Annotated in this window: 12 protein-coding genes; 8 read left to right on the plus strand and 4 right to left on the minus strand. The window is 64.2% G+C overall.

Features of this window, described 5'->3' with window-relative positions; all coding sequences use genetic code 11:
* Nucleotides 1-9: 9 nt before the first annotated feature.
* On the minus strand, nucleotides 10-846 hold the full coding sequence (locus NTD88_RS21270) for a 23S rRNA (adenine(2030)-N(6))-methyltransferase RlmJ (RefSeq protein WP_095155903.1): 837 nt from the start codon (nucleotides 844-846) through the stop codon (nucleotides 10-12).
* Nucleotides 847-975: 129 nt separating this feature from the next.
* Entirely contained in the window at nucleotides 976-2,457 is a 1,482-nt protein-coding gene (gene putP, locus NTD88_RS21275; protein ID WP_095155902.1) for a sodium/proline symporter PutP, read from the minus strand.
* A gap of 354 nt (nucleotides 2,458-2,811) precedes the next feature.
* Here putP and putA point away from each other — a divergent pair, with 354 nt between their 5' ends.
* Complete coding sequence (gene putA, locus NTD88_RS21280; protein WP_262153485.1) at nucleotides 2,812-6,765, plus strand: trifunctional transcriptional regulator/proline dehydrogenase/L-glutamate gamma-semialdehyde dehydrogenase; 3,954 nt, start codon at nucleotides 2,812-2,814, stop codon at nucleotides 6,763-6,765.
* A 244-nt stretch (nucleotides 6,766-7,009) separates the two neighbouring features.
* Here the strand turns inward: putA and NTD88_RS21285 are convergent, their stop codons facing one another.
* Nucleotides 7,010-7,576: a hypothetical protein gene (locus NTD88_RS21285; RefSeq protein WP_143501990.1), complete on the minus strand. Its 567-nt coding sequence runs from the start codon at nucleotides 7,574-7,576 to the stop codon at nucleotides 7,010-7,012.
* A 378-nt stretch (nucleotides 7,577-7,954) separates the two neighbouring features.
* On the opposite strand from NTD88_RS21285, the gene NTD88_RS21290 reads away from it, so the two are divergent.
* The 7 genes from NTD88_RS21290 to yccS all read left to right on the plus strand — a co-directional run bounded on the left by NTD88_RS21290 (nucleotide 7,955) and on the right by yccS (nucleotide 19,061).
* Nucleotides 7,955-9,757, plus strand: coding sequence for an acyl-CoA dehydrogenase (locus tag NTD88_RS21290; protein ID WP_262153484.1), 1,803 nt, complete (start codon nucleotides 7,955-7,957; stop codon nucleotides 9,755-9,757).
* A 31-nt stretch (nucleotides 9,758-9,788) separates the two neighbouring features.
* Complete coding sequence (locus tag NTD88_RS21295) at nucleotides 9,789-11,231, plus strand: TldD/PmbA family protein (RefSeq protein ID WP_262153483.1); 1,443 nt, start codon at nucleotides 9,789-9,791, stop codon at nucleotides 11,229-11,231.
* The gene (locus NTD88_RS21300) at nucleotides 11,231-12,562 is read left to right on the plus strand and encodes a TldD/PmbA family protein (RefSeq protein WP_262153482.1); all 1,332 of its coding nucleotides are present in this window, start codon (nucleotides 11,231-11,233) and stop codon (nucleotides 12,560-12,562) included. Before NTD88_RS21295 ends, NTD88_RS21300 begins: the two co-directional genes overlap by 1 nt.
* Nucleotides 12,563-12,609: 47 nt before the next feature.
* Nucleotides 12,610-14,037 carry a multidrug transporter subunit MdtD gene (gene mdtD / locus NTD88_RS21305; protein ID WP_095155896.1) on the plus strand — a complete coding sequence of 476 codons (1,428 nt, stop codon included), beginning with the start codon at nucleotides 12,610-12,612 and terminating at the stop codon, nucleotides 14,035-14,037.
* A 105-nt stretch (nucleotides 14,038-14,142) separates the two neighbouring features.
* Nucleotides 14,143-15,480 (plus strand): ATP-dependent RNA helicase DbpA, encoded by a 1,338-nt coding sequence (gene dbpA / locus NTD88_RS21310; protein WP_262153496.1) that lies wholly within the window; start codon nucleotides 14,143-14,145, stop codon nucleotides 15,478-15,480.
* 100 nt (nucleotides 15,481-15,580) lie between these two features.
* Entirely contained in the window at nucleotides 15,581-16,759 is a 1,179-nt protein-coding gene (locus tag NTD88_RS21315; protein WP_262153481.1) for an NAD(P)/FAD-dependent oxidoreductase, read from the plus strand.
* Between the two features lie 121 nt (nucleotides 16,760-16,880).
* Nucleotides 16,881-19,061 (plus strand): YccS family putative transporter, encoded by a 2,181-nt coding sequence (gene yccS, locus NTD88_RS21320; protein WP_262129875.1) that lies wholly within the window; start codon nucleotides 16,881-16,883, stop codon nucleotides 19,059-19,061.
* Here yccS and NTD88_RS21325 read toward each other — a convergent pair.
* Nucleotides 19,042-19,791, minus strand: a complete 750-nt coding sequence (locus NTD88_RS21325; protein WP_262153480.1) for a substrate-binding periplasmic protein — start codon at nucleotides 19,789-19,791, stop codon at nucleotides 19,042-19,044. The genes yccS and NTD88_RS21325 overlap by 20 nt on opposite strands.
* Between the last annotated feature and the right edge of the window lie 216 nt (nucleotides 19,792-20,007).

Genomic DNA, 20,007 nt, shown 5'->3' on the forward strand with positions numbered 1-20,007 from the left:
AGGCCGGAATCACTCGGCGATCAACCAATCCATCCGCCAACTTCCGCCTGTCTGCCCCAGGCACTGCGCCAGCCATGGCAGCAACTCACGCAACTCCTCTTCCAGCCCCCACGGCGGGTTGGCGATAGCCAGGCCCGAGCCGTTCAGGCTTTGCGGGGTGTCCTGCGGGTGCACGTACAGCTCGACACGCAGCAGCTTTGGCGCACCGGTGCTGGTCAGGTCCTGGTAGTAACGCACCAACTGGCGCTGATCCTTGATCGGGTACCAGATCGCCGCGACGGTCTGCCGCATGCGGCCGATCGTCTCTTTCATCGCGTTGGTGCAGCGTTTCAGCTCGTCAGGCTTCTCGAACGGCGGGTCGATCAGCATCACCGCGCGCTTTTCCTGCACCGGCAGCAACGCCCGCGGCACATGCCAGCCTTCGCCCAGGTGCACGGCGACACGCGGGTCCTTCTTCATGTTGTCCTTGAGCAGGGCGCCGTCTTCGGGATGTTTCTCGTTGAGCAACACCCGGTCCTGCTGCCGCGCCATGCGCCGCGCCAGCTCGGGCGAGCCCGGGTAGTAGCGCAGTTCGCCGTCGGGATTGAGCTTGCGCACGATACGCAGGTAATCCTCGGTGATGGCCGGCAGGTCGTCGCGCCCCCAGAGTCGGCCGATGCCTTCGACCCATTCGCCGGTGCGGGTTGCCTGGTCACCCTGCAGGTCATACAGGCCAAGGCCGGCGTGGGTGTCGAGATAGGCGAAAGGCTGCTCCTTGCGCGACATCAGGGCAATCAGACGGGTCAGCACGATGTGCTTGAAGACGTCGGCGTGGTTGCCGGCGTGGAAGGCGTGACGATAGTTCATGGCAACTCCTGGGAGGGCCGGGAAGTTTACCTTGTCGGGCCCGCGCCGTCAGGTTGCGCCCGCCGAAACGACAACGGCCCGCACCTCGGGAGAGATGCGGGCCGTCTCAAGCAACGATGTCAGCGCAGGTTACTTGTTGGCGTGGTAGTCCGCGTCGGCTTTCTCGAACCGCGAAACCATGCTCTTCGAAGCACGGCCCACCTTGCTCACCAGCACGATGGCGAGGGTGGCAAACAGGAAGCCTGGGATGATTTCGTACAGGCTGGTACCGCTGTAGTTCTTCCACAGGATCACCGTCAACGCACCGACCACGATACCGGCCAGCGCACCATTGCGGGTCATGCCTTTCCACAGCACCGAGAGCAGCACCACCGGACCGAAGGCGGCACCGAAGCCGGCCCAGGCGTAGGCAACCAGGCCCAGGACGCGGTTGTCCGGATCAGCGGCCAGGGCGATGGCGATCAGCGCAACCGCCAGCACCATCAGACGACCGACCCATACCAGCTCAACCTGCGAGGCATTCTTGCGCAGGAAGGTCTTGTAGAAGTCTTCGGTCAGGGCGCTCGAGCACACCAGCAACTGGCAGCTCAGAGTGCTCATGACCGCCGCCAGGATGGCGGACAGCAGAACACCGGCGATCCACGGGTTGAACAGGAGCTTGGCCAGCTCGATGAACACACGCTCGCGGTTCTCGGTAACGGGGGCTGCCACTTCCGGATGCGCCGCGAAGTAGGCGATACCGAAGAAGCCCACGGCGCAGGTGCCGGCCAGGCACAGGATCATCCAGGTCATGGAGATACGACGGGCTTTGGCGATCGACTTCACCGAGTCAGCCGCCATGAAACGCGCCAGGATGTGCGGCTGGCCGAAGTAGCCCAGGCCCCAACCCATCAGCGAGATGATGCCGATGAAGCTGGCGTCGCGGAACATGTCGAAGTTGGCAGGGTTCTGCGCTTCGATGGCAAGGAAGGTGGTATCGACGCCGCCGGTGGCGAGCAGCACGAAGATCGGCGTCAGGATCAATGCGAAGATCATCAGCGAAGCCTGCACGGTGTCAGTCCAGCTCACCGCCAGGAAACCACCGACGAAGGTGTAGGCGATGGTCGCGGCAGCACCGGCCCACAGCGCTGTCTCGTAGGACATGCCGAAGGTGCTTTCGAACAGGCGGGCACCGGCGACGATGCCGGATGCGCAATAGATGGTGAAGAACACCAGGATGACCACGGCGGAGATGATCCGCAGCAGGCCGCTATGGTCTTCGAAACGGCTGGCGAAGTAGTCCGGCAGGGTCAGCGCATCGCCGTTGTGCTCGGTCTGGACCCGCAGGCGACCGGCGACGAACAGCCAGTTGAGGTAGGCACCGACGGTCAGGCCGATGGCGATCCAGGCTTCCGACAGGCCCGACATATAGATGGCGCCCGGCAGGCCCATCAGCAGCCAGCCGCTCATGTCCGAGGCGCCGGCGGAAAGCGCGGTCACCACGCTGCCGAGGCTGCGGCCACCGAGGATGTAGTCGGAAAGGTTCTTGGTGGAGCGATAGGCCATGAAGCCGATCAGCACCATTGCCGCGATGTAGATCACGAACGTAATCGTGATGGGATTGCTAGTCATGTATTGCGCCCTGGCGTTTGTTTTTATGTAGTGACAGCCCCTGACGAGGTTGCACCCAGGCCGCGAATGCTATGCAACAACGCAAACGAGGTGCAACCGTTTTCACGCAACCAGTTGCACCTCGTCGGAAAAATCACACTACAACGTGTTTTTGCTCCTTTTTGGCGCAAGAACAGCCGATCTCAGAAGAAAACGCACCCTATAAAGCCTTTTTTGTCGTGTGGTTTTACCCGCCAGACGAGTTGCACTTCTTTCATGACGTTTTTGGGTTGCACTAGGTTGCACCCGGAAAGCGGCACGGATAATCTTGGCGCCAGCTTAGCCACGGCCCAGTGGCAATAACGAGGATAAGAAATGGCGACGACCACCCTTGGGGTCAAACTCGACGACCCGACCCGTGAGCGACTCAAAGCAGCTGCGCAGTCCATCGACCGCACACCGCATTGGTTGATCAAGCAAGCGATCTTCAATTACCTGGAGAAGCTGGAGGGTGGCGCCACTCTGACCGAGCTCAACGGTCAGCCGGGCACGCTTGCCGACGACGCGGGCGACGTGCAGCCCGATCATGTCCATCAGTGCTTCCTCGAATTCGCCGAAAGCATCCTGCCGCAGTCCGTTCTGCGCGCCTCGATCACCTCCGCCTACCGCCGCCCCGAGCAGGAAGTGGTACCGATGCTGCTGGAGCAGGCCCGCCTGCCGGTGCCGATGGCCGAAGCCACCAACAAGCTGGCCGCTGGCATCGCGGAAAAACTGCGTAACCAGAAGAGCGCCGGCGGCCGCGCCGGTATCGTTCAGGGCCTGCTGCAGGAATTTTCCCTGTCGTCGCAGGAAGGCGTGGCGCTGATGTGCCTGGCCGAAGCCCTGTTGCGCATCCCCGACAAAGGCACGCGCGACGCGCTGATCCGCGACAAGATCAGCACCGGCAACTGGCAGCCGCACCTGGGCAACAGCCCGTCGCTGTTCGTCAACGCCGCCACCTGGGGCCTGTTGCTGACCGGCAAGCTGGTCTCGACCCACAACGAATCCGGCCTCACCTCGTCCCTCAGCCGCATCATCGGCAAGAGCGGCGAACCGATGATCCGCAAGGGCGTCGACATGGCCATGCGCCTGATGGGCGAGCAGTTCGTCACCGGCGAAACCATCGCCGAAGCCCTGGCCAACGCCAGCAAGTTCGAAGCCAAGGGCTTCCGCTATTCCTACGACATGCTCGGCGAAGCCGCACTGACCGAACACGACGCGCAGAAGTACCTGGCGTCCTACGAGCAGGCCATCCACTCCATCGGCAAAGCCTCCCACGGCCGCGGCATCTATGAAGGCCCGGGCATCTCCATCAAGCTGTCCGCCCTGCACCCACGCTACAGCCGCGCCCAATACGAGCGCGTGATGGACGAGTTGTACCCGCGCCTGCTGTCGCTGACCCTGCTGGCCAAGCAATACGACATCGGCCTGAACATCGACGCCGAGGAAGCCGACCGCCTGGAACTGTCGCTCGACCTGCTCGAACGCCTGTGCTTCGAGCCGCAACTGAGCGGCTGGAACGGTATCGGCTTCGTCATCCAGGCGTACCAAAAGCGCTGCCCGTATGTGATCGACTACGTCATCGACCTCGCCCGCCGCAGCCGCCATCGCCTGATGATCCGCCTGGTGAAGGGCGCCTACTGGGACAGCGAGATCAAGCGCGCCCAGGTCGACGGCCTGGAAGGCTATCCGGTCTATACCCGCAAGGTGTACACCGACGTTTCCTACATCGCCTGCGCGCGCAAGCTGCTGTCGGTGCCGGAAGTCATCTACCCGCAGTTCGCCACCCACAACGCCCATACCCTGTCGGCCATCTACCATATCGCCGGCCAGAACTATTACCCGGGCCAGTACGAATTCCAGTGCCTGCACGGTATGGGTGAGCCGCTGTACGAACAAGTCGTGGGCAAGGTCGCCGATGGCAAGCTGAACCGTCCGTGCCGCGTGTACGCACCGGTCGGCACCCACGAAACCCTGCTGGCTTATCTGGTTCGCCGCCTGCTGGAAAACGGTGCCAACACCTCGTTCGTCAACCGTATCGCCGACCAGTCGATCTCGATCCAGGAACTGGTCGCCGACCCGGTCGCCACCATTGAACGCAGCGCCACCCAGGAAGGCAGCGTCGGCCTGCCGCACCCGCGCATTCCACTGCCGCGCGATTTGTACGGCAGCGAGCGGGCCAACTCCAGCGGCATCGACATGGCCAACGAACACCGTCTGGCCTCGCTGTCCTGCGCCCTGCTGGCCAGCGCCCACACCGCCTGGAAAGCCGCGCCGATGCTCGGTTGCGCCGCCAGTGAAGAAGCAGCCGCGCCGGTTCTCAACCCGTCCGACCACCGTGACGTGGTCGGGCATGTTCAGGAAGCCACTGTCGGCGACGTCGACAATGCCATCCAGTGCGCCCTCAATGCCGGGCCGATCTGGCAGGCGACCCCGCCGGCCGAGCGTGCTGCGATCCTCGAGCGCGCCGCCGACCTGATGGAAGCCGAGATCCAGCCGCTGATGGGCCTGCTGGTCCGCGAAGCGGGCAAGACCTACGCCAACGCCATCGCCGAAGTGCGCGAAGCCGTCGATTTCCTGCGCTACTACGCAGTGCAGGCGCGTAACGATTTCAGCAACGACGCCCACCGCCCACTGGGCCCGGTGGTTTGCATCAGCCCGTGGAACTTCCCGCTGGCGATCTTCAGTGGCCAGGTGGCTGCCGCCCTCGCCGCCGGCAACCCGGTACTGGCCAAGCCGGCCGAGCAAACCCCGTTGATCGCGGCCCAGGCCGTGCGTCTGCTGCTCGAAGCCGGTATTCCGGAAGGCGTGGTGCAACTGCTGCCGGGCCGCGGTGAAACCGTCGGTGCCCGCCTGGTCGGTGACGAGCGCGTCAAAGGTGTGATGTTCACCGGTTCCACCGAAGTTGCCCGCCTGTTGCAACGCAACGTCGCCGGTCGCCTGGATAACCAGGGCCGTCCGATCCCGCTGATCGCCGAAACCGGCGGCCAGAACGCCATGATCGTCGACTCCTCGGCACTGACCGAGCAGGTTGTGATCGACGTGGTGTCCTCGGCCTTCGACAGCGCCGGCCAGCGTTGCTCGGCCCTGCGCGTACTGTGCTTGCAGGAAGATTCCGCCGACCGCGTCATCGAAATGCTCAAGGGTGCCATGGCCGAAAGCCGCTTGGGCAACCCGGAGCGCCTGTCCGTGGACATTGGCCCGGTGATCGACGCCGAAGCCAAGGCCGGCATCGAGAAACACATCCAGGCCCTGCGCGACAAAGGTCGCTCGGTGTACCAGGTGGCCATCGCCGATGGCACGGAAACCAAGCGTGGCACCTTCGTCATGCCGACCCTGATCGAGCTGGACAGCCTCGACGAGCTGCAACGCGAGATCTTCGGTCCGGTGCTGCACGTGGTGCGCTACAACCGCAAGAACCTCGACCAGTTGATCGAACAGATCAACGCCTCCGGCTACGGCCTGACCCTCGGCGTGCACACCCGCATCGACGAGACCATCGCCAAGGTGATCGACAACGTCAACGCCGGTAACGTCTACGTCAACCGCAACATCGTCGGTGCCGTGGTCGGCGTTCAGCCGTTCGGCGGCGAAGGCCTGTCCGGCACCGGCCCGAAAGCCGGTGGCCCGCTGTACCTGTACCGCCTGCTGTCGACCCGCCCGGCCGATGCCATCGAACAGTCGTTCCAACGCGGCGATGCCGGCACCCCGCCGGACAGCCGTCTGCGCGAAAGCCTGCTCAAGCCGCTGGAGGCCTTCAAGGCCTGGGCCGCGAGCAGCCAGCAAAACGATGTGGTGCAACTCTGCGAACAGTTCGCCCGTCAGTCCCAGAGTGGTATCACGCGCCTGCTGGCCGGCCCGACCGGCGAACGCAACAGCTACACCATCCTGCCGCGCGAGCATGTGCTATGCCTGGCCGACAGCGAAGCCGACCTGCTGATCCAGTTGGCCGCGGTATTGGCCGTGGGCAGCTCGGCGGTAGTGGTCGATGGCGAGCCGGGCAAGTCCCTGCGCGCCCGCCTGCCGAAGGAAGTCCAGGCCCGCATCAAGCTGGTAGCGGACTGGAACAAGGATGAAGTGGCGTTCGACGCCGTCCTGCATCACGGCGACTCGGACCAACTGCGCGGCGTCTGCGAGCAGGTGGCCAAGCGTGCCGGTGCGATCGTCGGGGTTCACGGCCTGTCGTCGGGTGAAACCGCCGTCGCCCTGGAGCGCCTGGTGATCGAGCGCGCGCTGAGCGTGAACACCGCTGCGGCGGGTGGTAACGCCAGCTTGATGACTATCGGCTGATAGCCGGAAGGAAACGAAGCAGGGCGGGTTTTGCGGACTCTATCGAGAGTGACGCGAAACCCGCCCTGTTTTGTTTTGGACGATCAACTGGAGCCAGTGCCGCTACCCGTAAGCGATCGATAAACTCATTGCAAACGCCATGAAAATAAACATCCAAAGAGTAACAGCGAGCATCATTTAACCGTTGCCGGCCCTAGTGGAGCGCGAGTTTGACTCCCCTCGAAGATCGCACTCGAGAACGTGACTACGCGGCTTCTTCCTCGAAAAGTCCCCCGTCCTCACCAGGCAACCCACCCAGTACCAGCCACCCTGAACTAACGATCAATATCCAAAGCCAGTTGATCACCGTTAATTGCGCATTTCCCGCCCCTTCCGGATCGCCCTCGCAAAAGTTGATTGCCCGCTGAACCCTGCACTGAAACACATGAAACAGCACTACTGTCACCAACACAGCAGACGCAAGTTCAGGGAGTGGCAGTACCGCCATCCACAGGCAAAGACTGGATATGCCCATTAGCAGCACTCCAAAAGTCAGCCACCATGGTGACCACCGATAGCTACGCCCCGACGCACGAATCCGTCGATCTACCCGGTGCAACAGTGAATAAAGGAACAACTCCGGAAGCAAAACACGGGGCAGAAACATGACCCTGCGATCACTGGAATTTCGGTAAAGGTCCCAGTTGCGCAACGACCAGAACAACCAATAAAGCCCGAGCGTGAAAAGCGTCATGACGATCAACTTTGGCACCGCAACCACGAAAAACGCGGGCTGTGCCGGTTGAGAAGGGGAAAAGTTGCTTGTGGACATGCGCAGGACCGCCGTACTGGAGACGGCCCATGAAACCGCGTATGCACGATTCCAGGATGCCGGCTCGCTCTCGACTAGAAGAGCGATGATTCCGACAACGGATAGGAGCGGGACTACAAAGCTGAACGGGCCCTACAGGTGTGCGACGAGGAAAGCCAAAGACGCCCAAGAAAAATGTTCAGCGCCTCAGATACTGAGGCCCCCAAAAGTATGCAGTCCGGGTCCCTCCTCAAATACAGACATTTCCTATCCGAAGAAGCTTTCAGCCCAAGCGTCTGTAGCCTCTCTTCTACTCCACCATCACCCACACCTATTTCCCTGTGCACCCTCCCCCCGCCTGCCTAGACTCGCCCCATCCCCGAACAAGGAATGGCCGCCATGACCGAAACCCTGCTCAGCGCCCGCAACCTCGCCTTCGAACTCTATGAAGTGCTCGATGCCGAGTCCCTGACCCGCCGCGAGCGCTTCGCCGAGCACAGTCGCGAGACGTTCGATGCGGCGCTGTCCACCGCGCGCAGCATCGCTGAGAAGTATTTCGCGCCGCACAACCGCAAGGGCGACGAGAACGAGCCGCGCTACGAGAACGGCGAGGCGGTGCTGATTCCCGAGGTGAAACCGGCGGTGGATGCCTTCCTCGAGGCCGGCTTCCTTAACGCCAATCGCGATTTCGAAGCGGGCGGCATGCAACTGCCGACCCTGCTCTCGCAAGCCTGTTTCGCCCACTTCCAGGCGGCCAACGCCGGGACCACGGCGTATCCGTTCCTGACCATGGGCGCGGCGAACCTGATCGAGAGTTTCGGCACCGAGGAGCAGAAGCGCCTGTTCCTGCAGCCGATGATCGACGGTCGCTTCTTCGGCACCATGGCGCTGACCGAACCCCACGCCGGCTCATCCCTGGCGGATATTCGAACCCGCGCTGAACCTGCTGGCGACGGCAGCTATCGCCTGCGCGGCAACAAGATTTTCATTTCCGGTGGCGACCATCCGTTGTCGGAAAACATCGTGCATATGGTCCTGGCCAAGCTGCCGGACGCTCCGGCCGGGGTGAAGGGCATTTCGCTGTTTATCGTGCCCAAGTTCCTGGTCAATCCGGATGGCAGCCTCGGGGGGCGCAACGATGTGACCCTCGCCGGCCTGTTCCACAAGATGGGCTGGCGCGGCACTACGTCCACCGCGTTGAACTTCGGCGATAACGGCAACTGTGTCGGTTATCTGGTGGGCAAGCCGCATCAGGGCCTGGCGTGCATGTTCCAGATGATGAACGAGGCGCGGATCGGCGTCGGCATGGGCGCGGTGATGCTCGGCTACGCCGGCTACCTGTATTCCCTCGACTATGCCCGCCAGCGTCCGCAAGGCCGGCTGCCGGACAATAAAGACCCGTCCACCGCCGCGGTGCCGATCATTGCCCACAGCGATGTGAAACGCATGCTGCTGACGCAGAAAGCCTACGTGGAAGGTGCCTTCGACCTGGGCCTGTACGCCGCGCGGCTGTTCGACGACAGCCACACCGCCGAAAGCCCCGAAGCGCGCCAACAGGCCCAGGAACTGCTGGACCTGCTCACACCCATCGTCAAATCCTGGCCATCGGAGTTCTGCCTCAAGGCCAACGAGCTGGCGATCCAGATTCTCGGCGGCCACGGCTACACCCGCGAATACCCGGTGGAGCAGTACTACCGCGACAACCGCCTGAACCCGATTCACGAAGGCACCCACGGCATCCAGTCCCTCGACCTGCTCGGGCGCAAGCTGGCGCAGAACGGCGGCGCCGGGCTCAAGCAACTGGTGCGGCTGATTGCCGGAACCTGCGAGCGCGCTCATCAGTACCCGGACCTGGACAATCTGCGCCAACCGCTGGAACAACTGCTGACCCGCCTGCAGGGCGTCACCCTCGGCCTGCTCGGCGACCTGGCGAGCGGCAAGGTCAACAGCGCCCTGGCCAACTCGGCGCTGTACCTGAAAGCCTTCGGTCACTGCGTGGTCGGCTGGCGCTGGCTGGAACAGGCTATTCGCGCCGAACAGGGGCTGGCCGCGGGCAACCCGGCGGACCGCGACTTCTATCAGGGCAAATTGCAGGCGGCGAGGTTTTTCCTCACCTGGGAAGTACCGCCCTGCCATAATGACCTCGCATTGCTCGAGGCCCGCGATGACACCTGCCTGAGCATGCAAGACGAGTGGTTCTGAGGGGGAACCACCGGCACCCGGAGTTCCGCGCATGTTCGATTTCACCGCGCCGCTGCGCCAGCGCTTCGCAAGCCTGCGCTGCGGCGGCGAGTTTTTCTCCCTGCGCTATGTGCAGCAGTCCCAGCAACACCTGTCGGTGCGCAAGAACATCGCCGAGCCGCCAAGCCTGGACCGCGATGAAGGCGCCATGCTCACCGTCCGCGTCAGCGGCGTCGAAGCCTACGCCGCCACCGCCGACCTGTCCCAGGCCGGCCTGCAACAGGCCCTCGATCGGGCCGAAGCCTTGGCCCGGCAGACCGCCGCTCACGCGCTGCTGGACTTGCGCGATCAATCCATCGCCACCGCCCGCGCCGACTATTGCTCGCCCAACCTTGAACAGGCCTTCCCATCGCTCGGCGATTGCTATGACCTGCTCAACCAGGAATCGGCGGCGGTGCCGGCGGATGAGCGACTGGCCAACTGGCAGGTCAGCCTCGGCCTGACCACCGTCGAGCAGATTTACCTCAACAGTGCCGGCGCCGAGCTGCGCCAGGCCCAGCGCTTCATTTTCCCGGGCCTCAGCGTCACCGCGTTCGGCGACGGCGACAGCCAGACCCGCACCCTCGGCCGCGAGAACTTCGGCCAACAGGGCGGCCTGGACGTGATCCAGCGTTGCGGCCTGGTGGGCGCCGGCGCCCGGGTCGCCGACGAGGCGCTGCAACTGCTGCTGGCGCCCAACACCCCCAGCGGCGTGCGCGACCTGCTGCTGATGCCCGACCAAATGATGCTGCAGATCCACGAATCCATCGGCCACCCGCTGGAGATGGACCGCATCCTCGGCGACGAGCGCAACTACGCCGGCACCAGCTTCGTCAAAGCCAGCGACTTCGGCCACCTGCAATACGGCTCGAAACTGCTCAACGTGACCTTCGACCCGGACATCCGCGAAGAGCTGGCCAGCTACGGTCATGACGACGACGGCACCCCGGCGCTCAAGCAGTTCCTGATCCGCGACGGCCTGCTGCTGCGCCCGCTCGGCGGTGCGCTGTCGCAGTTCCGCTCGGGCCTCGAAGGCGTCGCCAACAGCCGCGCCTGCGGCTGGAACCGCGCGCCGATCGACCGCATGGCCAACCTCAATATCGAGCCGGGGGACCAATCCCTGGCGCAACTGATCGGCGGCATCGAGCGCGGCATCCTGATGCGCACCAACCGCTCCTGGTCCATCGACGACGCACGCAACAAGTTCCAGTTCGGCTGCGAGTGGGGCCAACTGATCGAAAACGGCGAGCTCAAGGGCGTGGTGAAGAACCCCAATTACCGCGGTATTTCCTCGGGCTTCTGGCGCAACCTGAGTGCCGTCGGCGACGCCAGCACCTTCCAGGTTCTAGGCACGCCGAACTGCGGCAAAGGCGAGCCGAACCAGGTGGTGCGCGTCGGTCACGCCTCGCCGGCCTGCGTGTTCAGCCAGATCGATGTATTCGGAGGAGACGCCTGATGGCCGCCAGCTTCCTGCAGAATTTCCAGGCGCTGGTCGCTTGGCTACGCGACAACGTCAACGCGCCGGAGCAGTTCACCCTGAGCTATGCCGGCGAGCATTCGCAGTTCATCCGCTTCAACCACGCGCGGGTGCGTCAGGCCGGTGACGTGCACCAGTCCAGCGCCAGCCTGAAATTGATCGCCGACGGCCGCCAGGCCGAACTGAACCTGACCCTCAGCGGCGACGCCGACATCGACCGCCAACGCCTCGGCGAGGCCCTGGCCCAGTTACGCCAGACACTGCCGCTGATCCCGCCCGACCCGTACCTGCTGCTCAACGACAGCGCCTGGGAAAGTCACGACCAACAGGAACAGCCGCTGCCCGACAGCGCCAGCGTGCTGAAGCAGATTGAAGCCGGTGCCGGTGACCTCGACCTCGTCGGCATCTATGCCGCCGGGCCGATCTGTCGCGGTTTCGCCAGTTCGTCCGGCGCGTTCGGCTGGCACCAGGCCAACAGTTTCAACTTCGACTGGAGCCTGTTCCACACCAACGGCCAGGCGGTCAAAGCCAACTACGCCGGGCAAGTGTGGGACGACGAACTGTTCGCCCGGCGCCTGGCCCAGGCCCGCGAGCAACTCGACTACCTCGGCCGCCCTTTGAAAACCCTGGCGCCCGGCCAGTACCGCGCCTACCTCGCCCCCGCCGCCCTCGAAGAAATCGTCGGCATGCTCGGCTGGGGTGGTTTTTCCGCACAGTCGATCGCCAACAAGCACAGCCCGCTGCAACGGCTGTACAGCGGCGAGGCCAGCCTCAGCCCGCTGGTGAACCTGGCGGAACAGGTCAGCGGCTCCCTCAGCCCGGCATTTTCCGAGGAAGGCTACCCGCGCAGCGACCTGCGCCTGATCGATCAGGGCCGAGCCCTTGAACAACTGACCAACGCGCGCAGCGCCGCCGAGTTCCAGCGCCAGGCCAATGGGGCCGATCCGTGGGAATCACCGAGCGCCCTGAGCATGGCCGGCGGCGAGCTGGCCGAGGCCGATGTGCTGGCGCAACTGGGCACCGGGCTGTACATCAGCAACCTGTGGTACTTGAACTACTCCGACCTGCCGGCGGCGCGAATGACCGGTCTTACCCGCTTCGCCTGTTTCTGGGTCGAAGACGGGCAGATCCACGCGCCGGTCAGCACCATGCGCTTTGACGACAGCGTCTACAGTTTGCTGGGTACGCAACTGGAAGCCCTGACCCAGGAGCGTGAGCTGATGCTGTCCACCAGCACCTATGGCCAGCGGCAGACCGGGTCGAATCATCTGCCGGGGGCGTTGGTCAAACGGCTGACGTTGACGTTGTGATTGTTGGGGCCGCTTTAGCGGCCCCCAAGGCCGGCTAAGGATTACCCATGCCCGAACGCACCCCGCTGGACCCCGTCACCGCCCGCTGGATTCCCTGGGTGGTGGCGATCGCCTTTTTCATGCAGTCACTCGACGGCACCATCCTCAACACCGCCCTGCCGGCGATGGCCCGGGACCTGGCGGAAAACCCGCTACGCATGCAGTCGGTGATCATCGCCTACATGCTCACCGTGGCCCTGCTGATTCCCGCCTCCGGCTGGCTCGCCGACCGCTTCGGCACCAAGCACATTTTCTTCGGCGCGATCCTGCTGTTCAGCATCGGCTCGCTGCTCTGCGCCCTTTCCAGCAGCCTCGGCATGCTGGTGGGCGCCCGGGTCATCCAGGGCCTCGGCGGCGCCTTGATGCTGCCGGTCGGGCGGCTGGTGGTGTTGCGCGCCTACCCGCGTTCGGAGCTGGTGCGGATCATGAGCTTCATCACCATCCCCGGCATGCTCGGCCCGCTGCTCGGCCCGACCGTGGGCGGCTGGCTGGTGGAGATTTTCAGTTGGCACTGGATCTTCCTGCTCAACCTGCCGGTGGGCGTGATCGGCTGCTATGCGGTGTGGAAGTACATCCCGGACCTGCGCGGCTCGGAACGCACCCGCTTCGACGGCGTCGGCTTCATCCTGTTCGGCGCGGCAATGGTGCTGATCACCATCGCCATGGAAGGCCTGGGCGAGCTGCACCTGCCGCACCTGCGGGTGATGTTGCTGCTGTTCGCCGGCATGGCCTGCCTCGCCGCCTACTGGCTGCGCGCCGGCAGCGTTGACAATCCGCTGTTCTCGCCCAGCCTGTTCCGCACCCGGACCTTCTCGGTGGGTATTCTCGGCAACCTGTTCGCCCGCCTGGGCAGCGGCGCGCTGCCGTTCCTCGTACCGCTGCTGCTGCAAGTGGCGCTGGGCTACTCGCCGGCCGAAGCGGGGATGAGCATGATCCCGCTGGCGGCGGCGGCGATGCTGGCCAAGTCCATCGCCCGGCCACTGATCGAGCGCTTCGGCTACCGCACCATTCTCACCGCCAACACCCTGTTGCTCGGGCTGATGCTGGCGAGCCTGGGCCTGGTGAACGAACAGACGCCCCATGCCCTGCTGCTGGTGCAGCTCGGCGTGCTCGGGGCGATCAACTCCATGCAGTTCACCGCGATGAACACCGTGACTCTGATCGACCTCGACGACGCCAGCGCCAGCAGCGGCAACAGTTTGCTGTCGGTGGTCGCGCAACTGTCGTTGAGCCTGGGCGTGGCCTGTGCCGGTGCCCTGCTCGGCGGCTTTACCGCCGCCGGCAGCGCGGAAGGCGTGGAAACCACGCTGGGTGCGTTCCAGCTCACCTTCGTCACCATCGGCCTGATGGCGATGCTCGCCGCGGCGATCTTCCTGCAACTGGCGAAGACGGATGGACGGCGTGCGCCTCGTCAGGAAGCGGGGATCGAGCCTTAGGGCGAATGGCCACGAGGCTGGTACACTGCGCGACATTTTGTTTTGCAGGCCCGCCTCGTGACCACCATTGCCACCGCCTTCGCCACCTTGCCGCTGTCCAACGCCATGCTGGCCAACCTGGACGCCCTCGGCTATGCCGAGATGACCCCGATCCAAGCCCAGAGCCTGCCGGTCATCCTCAAGGGCATGGACCTGATTGCCCAGGCCAAGACCGGCAGTGGCAAGACCGCCGCCTTCGGCATCGGCCTGCTGAACCCGATCAACCCGCGCTATTTCGGCTGTCAGGCACTGGTCCTGTGCCCGACCCGCGAACTGGCCGACCAGGTTGCCAAGGAGCTGCGCCGCCTGGCCCGCTCCGAAGACAACATCAAGATCCTCACCCTGTGCGGTGGCGTCTCCCTCGGCCCGCAGATTGCTTCGCTGGAACATGGCGCGCACATCATCGTCGGCACGCCGGGCCGGGTGCAGCAGCACCTGAGCAAAGGCACCCTGGTGCTGGACGGGCTCAACACCCTGGTGCTGGACGAAGCCGACCGCATGCTCGACATGGGCTTCTACGACGCCATCGCCCAGATCATCGGGCAGACCCCCGAGCGCCGGCAGACCCTGCTGTTCTCCGCCACCTACCCGAGTGGCATCAAGCAACTGTCCGCCGCCTTCATGCGCAACCCGCAGCAGGTCAAGGTCGACACGCTGCACGCCGACAGCCAGATCGAGCAGCATTTCTACGAAGTCGATCCTGAAGACCGTATGAACGCGGTCACCCGTGTGCTGGGGCACTTCCGGCCGGAATCGTGCGTGGCGTTCTGCTTCACCAAGCAGCAGTGCCAGGAAGTGGTCGATCACCTGCAATCCAAAGGCATCTCCGCCGAAGCCCTCCACGGCGACCTGGAACAGCGCGACCGCGATCAGGTCCTGACCGTGTTCGCCAACCGCAGCCTCTCGGTGCTGGTAGCCACTGATGTGGCGGCCCGCGGCCTGGACATCGATGCGCTGGACATGGTGATCAACGTCGAGCTGGCCCGTGATGCCGAGATCCACGTGCACCGCGTCGGCCGTACCGGCCGTGCTGGCGAGAAGGGCCTGGCGGTCAGCCTCGTCGCGCCTGCCGAAGGCCATCGCGCCAAGGCCATCGAAGTGCTGCAAAAAGCCCCGCTGCGCTGGGAACAGCTCGACAGCCTCAAGGCCAAGGCCGGCGAACCGCTGGTGCCAGTGATGAGCACCCTGTGCATCGCCGCCGGACGCAAGGACAAACTGCGTCCGGGCGACATCCTCGGTGCATTGACCGGCGATGCCGGGGTTCCGGGCAAGCAGGTCGGCAAGATCGCCATCTTCGACTTCCAGGCCTATGTGGCGGTGGAGCGCGGCGTGGCCAAGCAGGCGCTGCAACGGCTGAACAGCGGCAAGATCAAGGGTCGGTCGCTCAAGGTCCGGATCATCTAAACCACCCAGGACCTGATCGCGAGCAAGCTCGCTCCTGCAACGGCGAAGCTTGCACGATCCCTGTAGGAGCGAGCTTGCTCGCGATTTTCAGAGAACACCCATGCACTCCACCGATGTCATCATCATCGGCGCCGGCGCCGCCGGCCTGATGTGCGCCCGCACCGCCGCCTTGCGCGGCCGCCGGGTCGTGCTGCTGGACCACGCCAACAAACCGGGCAAGAAGATCCTCATGTCCGGCGGCGGCCGCTGCAACTTCACCAATATGTACACCGAGCCGGCCAACTTCCTCTCGCAGAACCCGCACTTCTGCAAGTCGGCCCTGGCCCGCTACACCCAGTGGGACTTCATCGAGATGGTCGCCAAGCACGGCGTGCCCTATCACGAGAAAAAACTCGGCCAGCTTTTCTGCGACAACAAGTCCAGCGACATCCTGCAAATGCTCCTCGACGAGTGCGACAACGCCGGCGCCACCCTGCGCATGGACACCCGCATCGAACACATCGAGAAACTGGAAGCCGGCTACCTGCTGCAAACCAGCGCCGGCCCGTTCCAGTGCCAGTCGCTGGTGATCGCCACCGGCGGCCTGTCGATTCCGACCCTGGGCGCCACCGGCTTCGGCTACCAGGTGGCCCGCCAGTTCGGCCACAACGTGCTGCCGACCCGCGCCGGGCTGGTGCCGTTCACCATCACCGACCAGCTCAAGGCGCTGTGCACCGAGCTGTCCGGCACCTCGGTGGACTGCATCGCCAGTTGCAACGGCACAAGCTTCAGGGAAAACCTGCTGTTCACTCACCGCGGCCTCAGCGGCCCGGCGATCCTGCAGATTTCCTCGTTCTGGGAAGCCGGCGACACCGTCGAAATCAACCTGCTGCCGGACCACGACGCCCTGTCCTGGCTGCAACAGCAACAGGCCGAGCGGCCCAACAGCGAATTGAAAACCCTGCTCGGTGAAATCTTCACCAAGAAGATGGCCAACTTGCTGGCCGACCACTGGTTCGCCTCCAAACCGATGAAGCAGTACACCCCGGCCGAACTGGCGCAGGTCGCGGAAAAACTCGGGAACTGGCAGTTGGTGCCGGCCGGGACCGAGGGCTACCGCACCGCCGAAGTGACCCTCGGCGGTGTCGACACCCGCGAGGTGTCGTCCAAGACCCTGGAGTCGCTGAAAAGCCCAGGGCTGTACTTCATCGGCGAGGTGCTTGACGTCAGCGGCCACCTCGGCGGCTTCAATTTCCAGTGGGCCTGGGCTTCCGCTTACGCCGCCGCGCAGTTCGTCTAAAGTTCCGGCTAGAATCAGCCCCATCACGGAACACATTTTGCTGGTACGTGATCACCGCGACGGCTTTGCGTCGCGGTGACCCGCTCACTTCCGATCTCGCCCAGCAGGCCCGCCGTTCATCATGTCATCGTCTTCGTTCAGCCATTCGTTGCGTCGTCTGTGGGCCCTGGACAAATTCAGCTACAGCATCCGGGTATTGATCGCCCTCACCGGCAGCATGGCGCTGTGCTGGTATCAGGATCAGATGAACCTGCTGATCCCGCTGTTCCTCGGCATTATCGCCAGCGCCCTGGCCGAGACCGACGACAGTTGGCAGGGCCGTCTCAACGCCCTGGCCGTCACCCTGGTGTGCTTCACCATCGCCGCGCTGGCGGTGGAATTGCTGTTCCCCTATCCGTGGCTATTCGTCTGCGCCATGGCCTTGGCGGCGTTCGGCCTGACCATGCTCGGCGCCCTCGGCGAACGCTATGGGGCGATCGCCCAGGCCACGCTGATTCTCTCGGTCTACACGATGATCGGCGTGGACCAGCGCGGTGGCGAGGTCGCCGATTTCTGGCATGAGCCGCTGCTGCTGGTGGCCGGCGCGGGCTGGTACGGGCTGCTCTCGGTGCTTTGGCAGGCGCTGTTCTCCAACCAGCCGGTGCAACAGAGCCTGGCGCGGTTGTTCCGTGAACTGGGCATCTACCTCAAGCTGAAGGCCACCCTGTTCGAGCCGATCCGCGGCCTCGACGTCGAAGCCCGGCGCCTGGAACTGGCGCAACAGAACGGCAAAGTGGTGGCGGCGCTGAACAGCGCCAAGGAAATCATCCTGCACCGCGTCGGCAATGGCCGGCCCAGCTCGAAGGTCAGCCGCTACCTGAAACTGTATTTCCTCGCCCAGGACATCCACGAACGCGCCAGTTCCTCGCACTACCCGTACAACGCGCTGACCGAGGCGTTCTTCCACAGTGACGTGCTGTTCCGCTGCCAGCGCCTGCTGCGCCAGCAAGGCAAGGCCTGCGAGCGGCTGTCGGCGTCGATCCAGTTGCGCCAGCCGTTCGTCTACGACATCGGTTTCGCCGAGGCCCTTGAAGACCTGCACGCCTCGCTGGAACACCTGCGCATCCAGAGCAACCCGGCCTGGCGCGGCCTGCTGCGTTCGTTGCGGGCGCTGGCGGCCAACCTGGCAACCCTCGACCGCCTGCTCAGCGACGCCAGCAACCCGGACAGCCTGGCCGACAACAGTGACCCGAGCCTGCTCGACCGCTCGCCGCGCAACCTGGCGGACGTGTGGAACCGCCTGCGCCAGCAACTGACGCCAACCTCGCTGATCTTCCGCCACGCACTGCGCCTGCCGCTGGCGCTGTCGATCGGCTACGGCATGGTGCACCTGATCCACCCGACCCAGGGTTACTGGATCATCCTCACCACGCTGTTCGTCTGCCAGCCCAACTATGGCGCCACACGGCGCAAACTGGTGCAGCGGATCATCGGCACCGCCATCGGCCTGACGGTCGGCTGGGCGCTGTTCGACCTGTTCCCCAACGCCGTCATCCAGTCGCTGTTCGCGGTGGCCGCCGGGGTGGTGTTCTTCGTCAACCGCACCACCCGCTACACCCTCGCCACTGCGGCGATCACCCTGATGGTGCTGTTCTGTTTCAACCAGATCGGCGACGGCTACGGCCTGTTCCTGCCGCGCCTGTTCGATACCCTGGTGGGCAGCCTGATCGCCATTCTCGCGGTGTTCCTGTTCCTGCCGGACTGGCAGGGTCGGCGGTTGAACAAAGTGCTGGCCAACACCCTGACCTGTAACAGCACTTACCTGCGCCAGATCATGCGCCAGTACGCCGAAGGCAAGCGCGACGACCTCGCCTACCGCCTGGCCCGACGCAACGCCCACAACGCCGACGCGGCACTGTCTACCACCCTGGCCAACATGCTCATGGAGCCCGGGCATTTCCGTAAGGAAGCGGACGTCGGCTTCCGCTTCCTGGTGCTGTCCCACACCTTGCTGAGCTACCTCTCGGCCCTCGGCGCGCACCGCGACAGCACGCTGCCCGCCGAAGCCCGCGAACAGTTGCTCGATAGCGCCGGAGCGAAACTGGCCGAGAGCCTCGACGAAATCGCCAGCGGCCTGACCAGCAAGACCCCGGTGGCAATCCACAGCGACAGCGAGGAAGCCCTGGCCACCGAGCTGGAGCAGATGCCCGAGGAAATGGACGAGAACCTGCGGACCGTGCAGACCCAACTGGCGCTGATCGCCCGTCACCTCGGCCCGCTGCGCACCCTCGCCGCGCACCTGATCAAGGGGACGCCTGAGTGAAGGCGTGCTCCTTGAGGATCCGTGCGTAACTGCCGTCGGCTTTCATCGCGCTTATCGCCCGGTCGAAGCCGCTGACGATCTGCTGGTGCTGGGGGTTTTTCAGGCTGACCAGGATGTGCAGGCTGTTCTCGCTGACCGGATCGCCGAAAAACTCCAACTGATCGCGCACCGTGTCGCGCGCGCGCATTAGAAACCAGTTGGCGACGTACTCGTCCTCCACGGCCAGGCTGACCCTGCCTGCGGCGAGCATGCCGATCGCCACCGGAAAGCTGCGCACCGGGACTTTCTGCAAGCGCCGGTCGGCATCGAACTCGGCGGAATAGGCGTAATCGCGGACCACCGCGATCGAATGGGGATAAATGTCGGACAGGCGTTCGAACTGGATGGCGTCGGCCTTGCGCTTGAGCAGGCGGATCCGGTTGTTCAGGTAGCCGTCGGAGAATTGCCCGATGCGGGTGCGGGATTCGTTGTACCAGGCATTGACCAGCACGTCGTAGCGACCATCGCCAATGCCCATCAACGCCCGCGCCCAGGGCACCTGCTCGAAGTCACTGGCAAAACCCGCGCGTTCGAGCGCCGTCTTGACCAAAGCGGTGGCTAGACCGCCCTGCGCCATGCTGGCATCGGTGAAAGGTGGCCAGGCATCGGCAACCAGACGGAGTTTTTCGGCATGCGCCGGGGTAACTGACAACATTCCAAGCAAACACAAGACTCGGAGCAAGGGTCGCATGCTCAAATCCTATAGCGGAGCTTCCGCGTTGTGGTTTGACCGCTTGAGCGTTTCAGTGCCAACAAATCCAGGTTGCGACGGCCAGATTACACAAACGACCGTCCGGGTGGCAGCAGCAAATGATAGCTATGTGCCTCTATTCCTGCCGGTTTTGCGGACACTTTGGCTTACGACAAAAAATGTCAGCGCCGTCGAGGCTGGTTATCATCGGCGCAT

It is taken from the genome of Pseudomonas sp. 20P_3.2_Bac5 (assembly GCF_025466035.1).
Lineage (GTDB): Bacteria > Pseudomonadota > Gammaproteobacteria > Pseudomonadales > Pseudomonadaceae > Aquipseudomonas.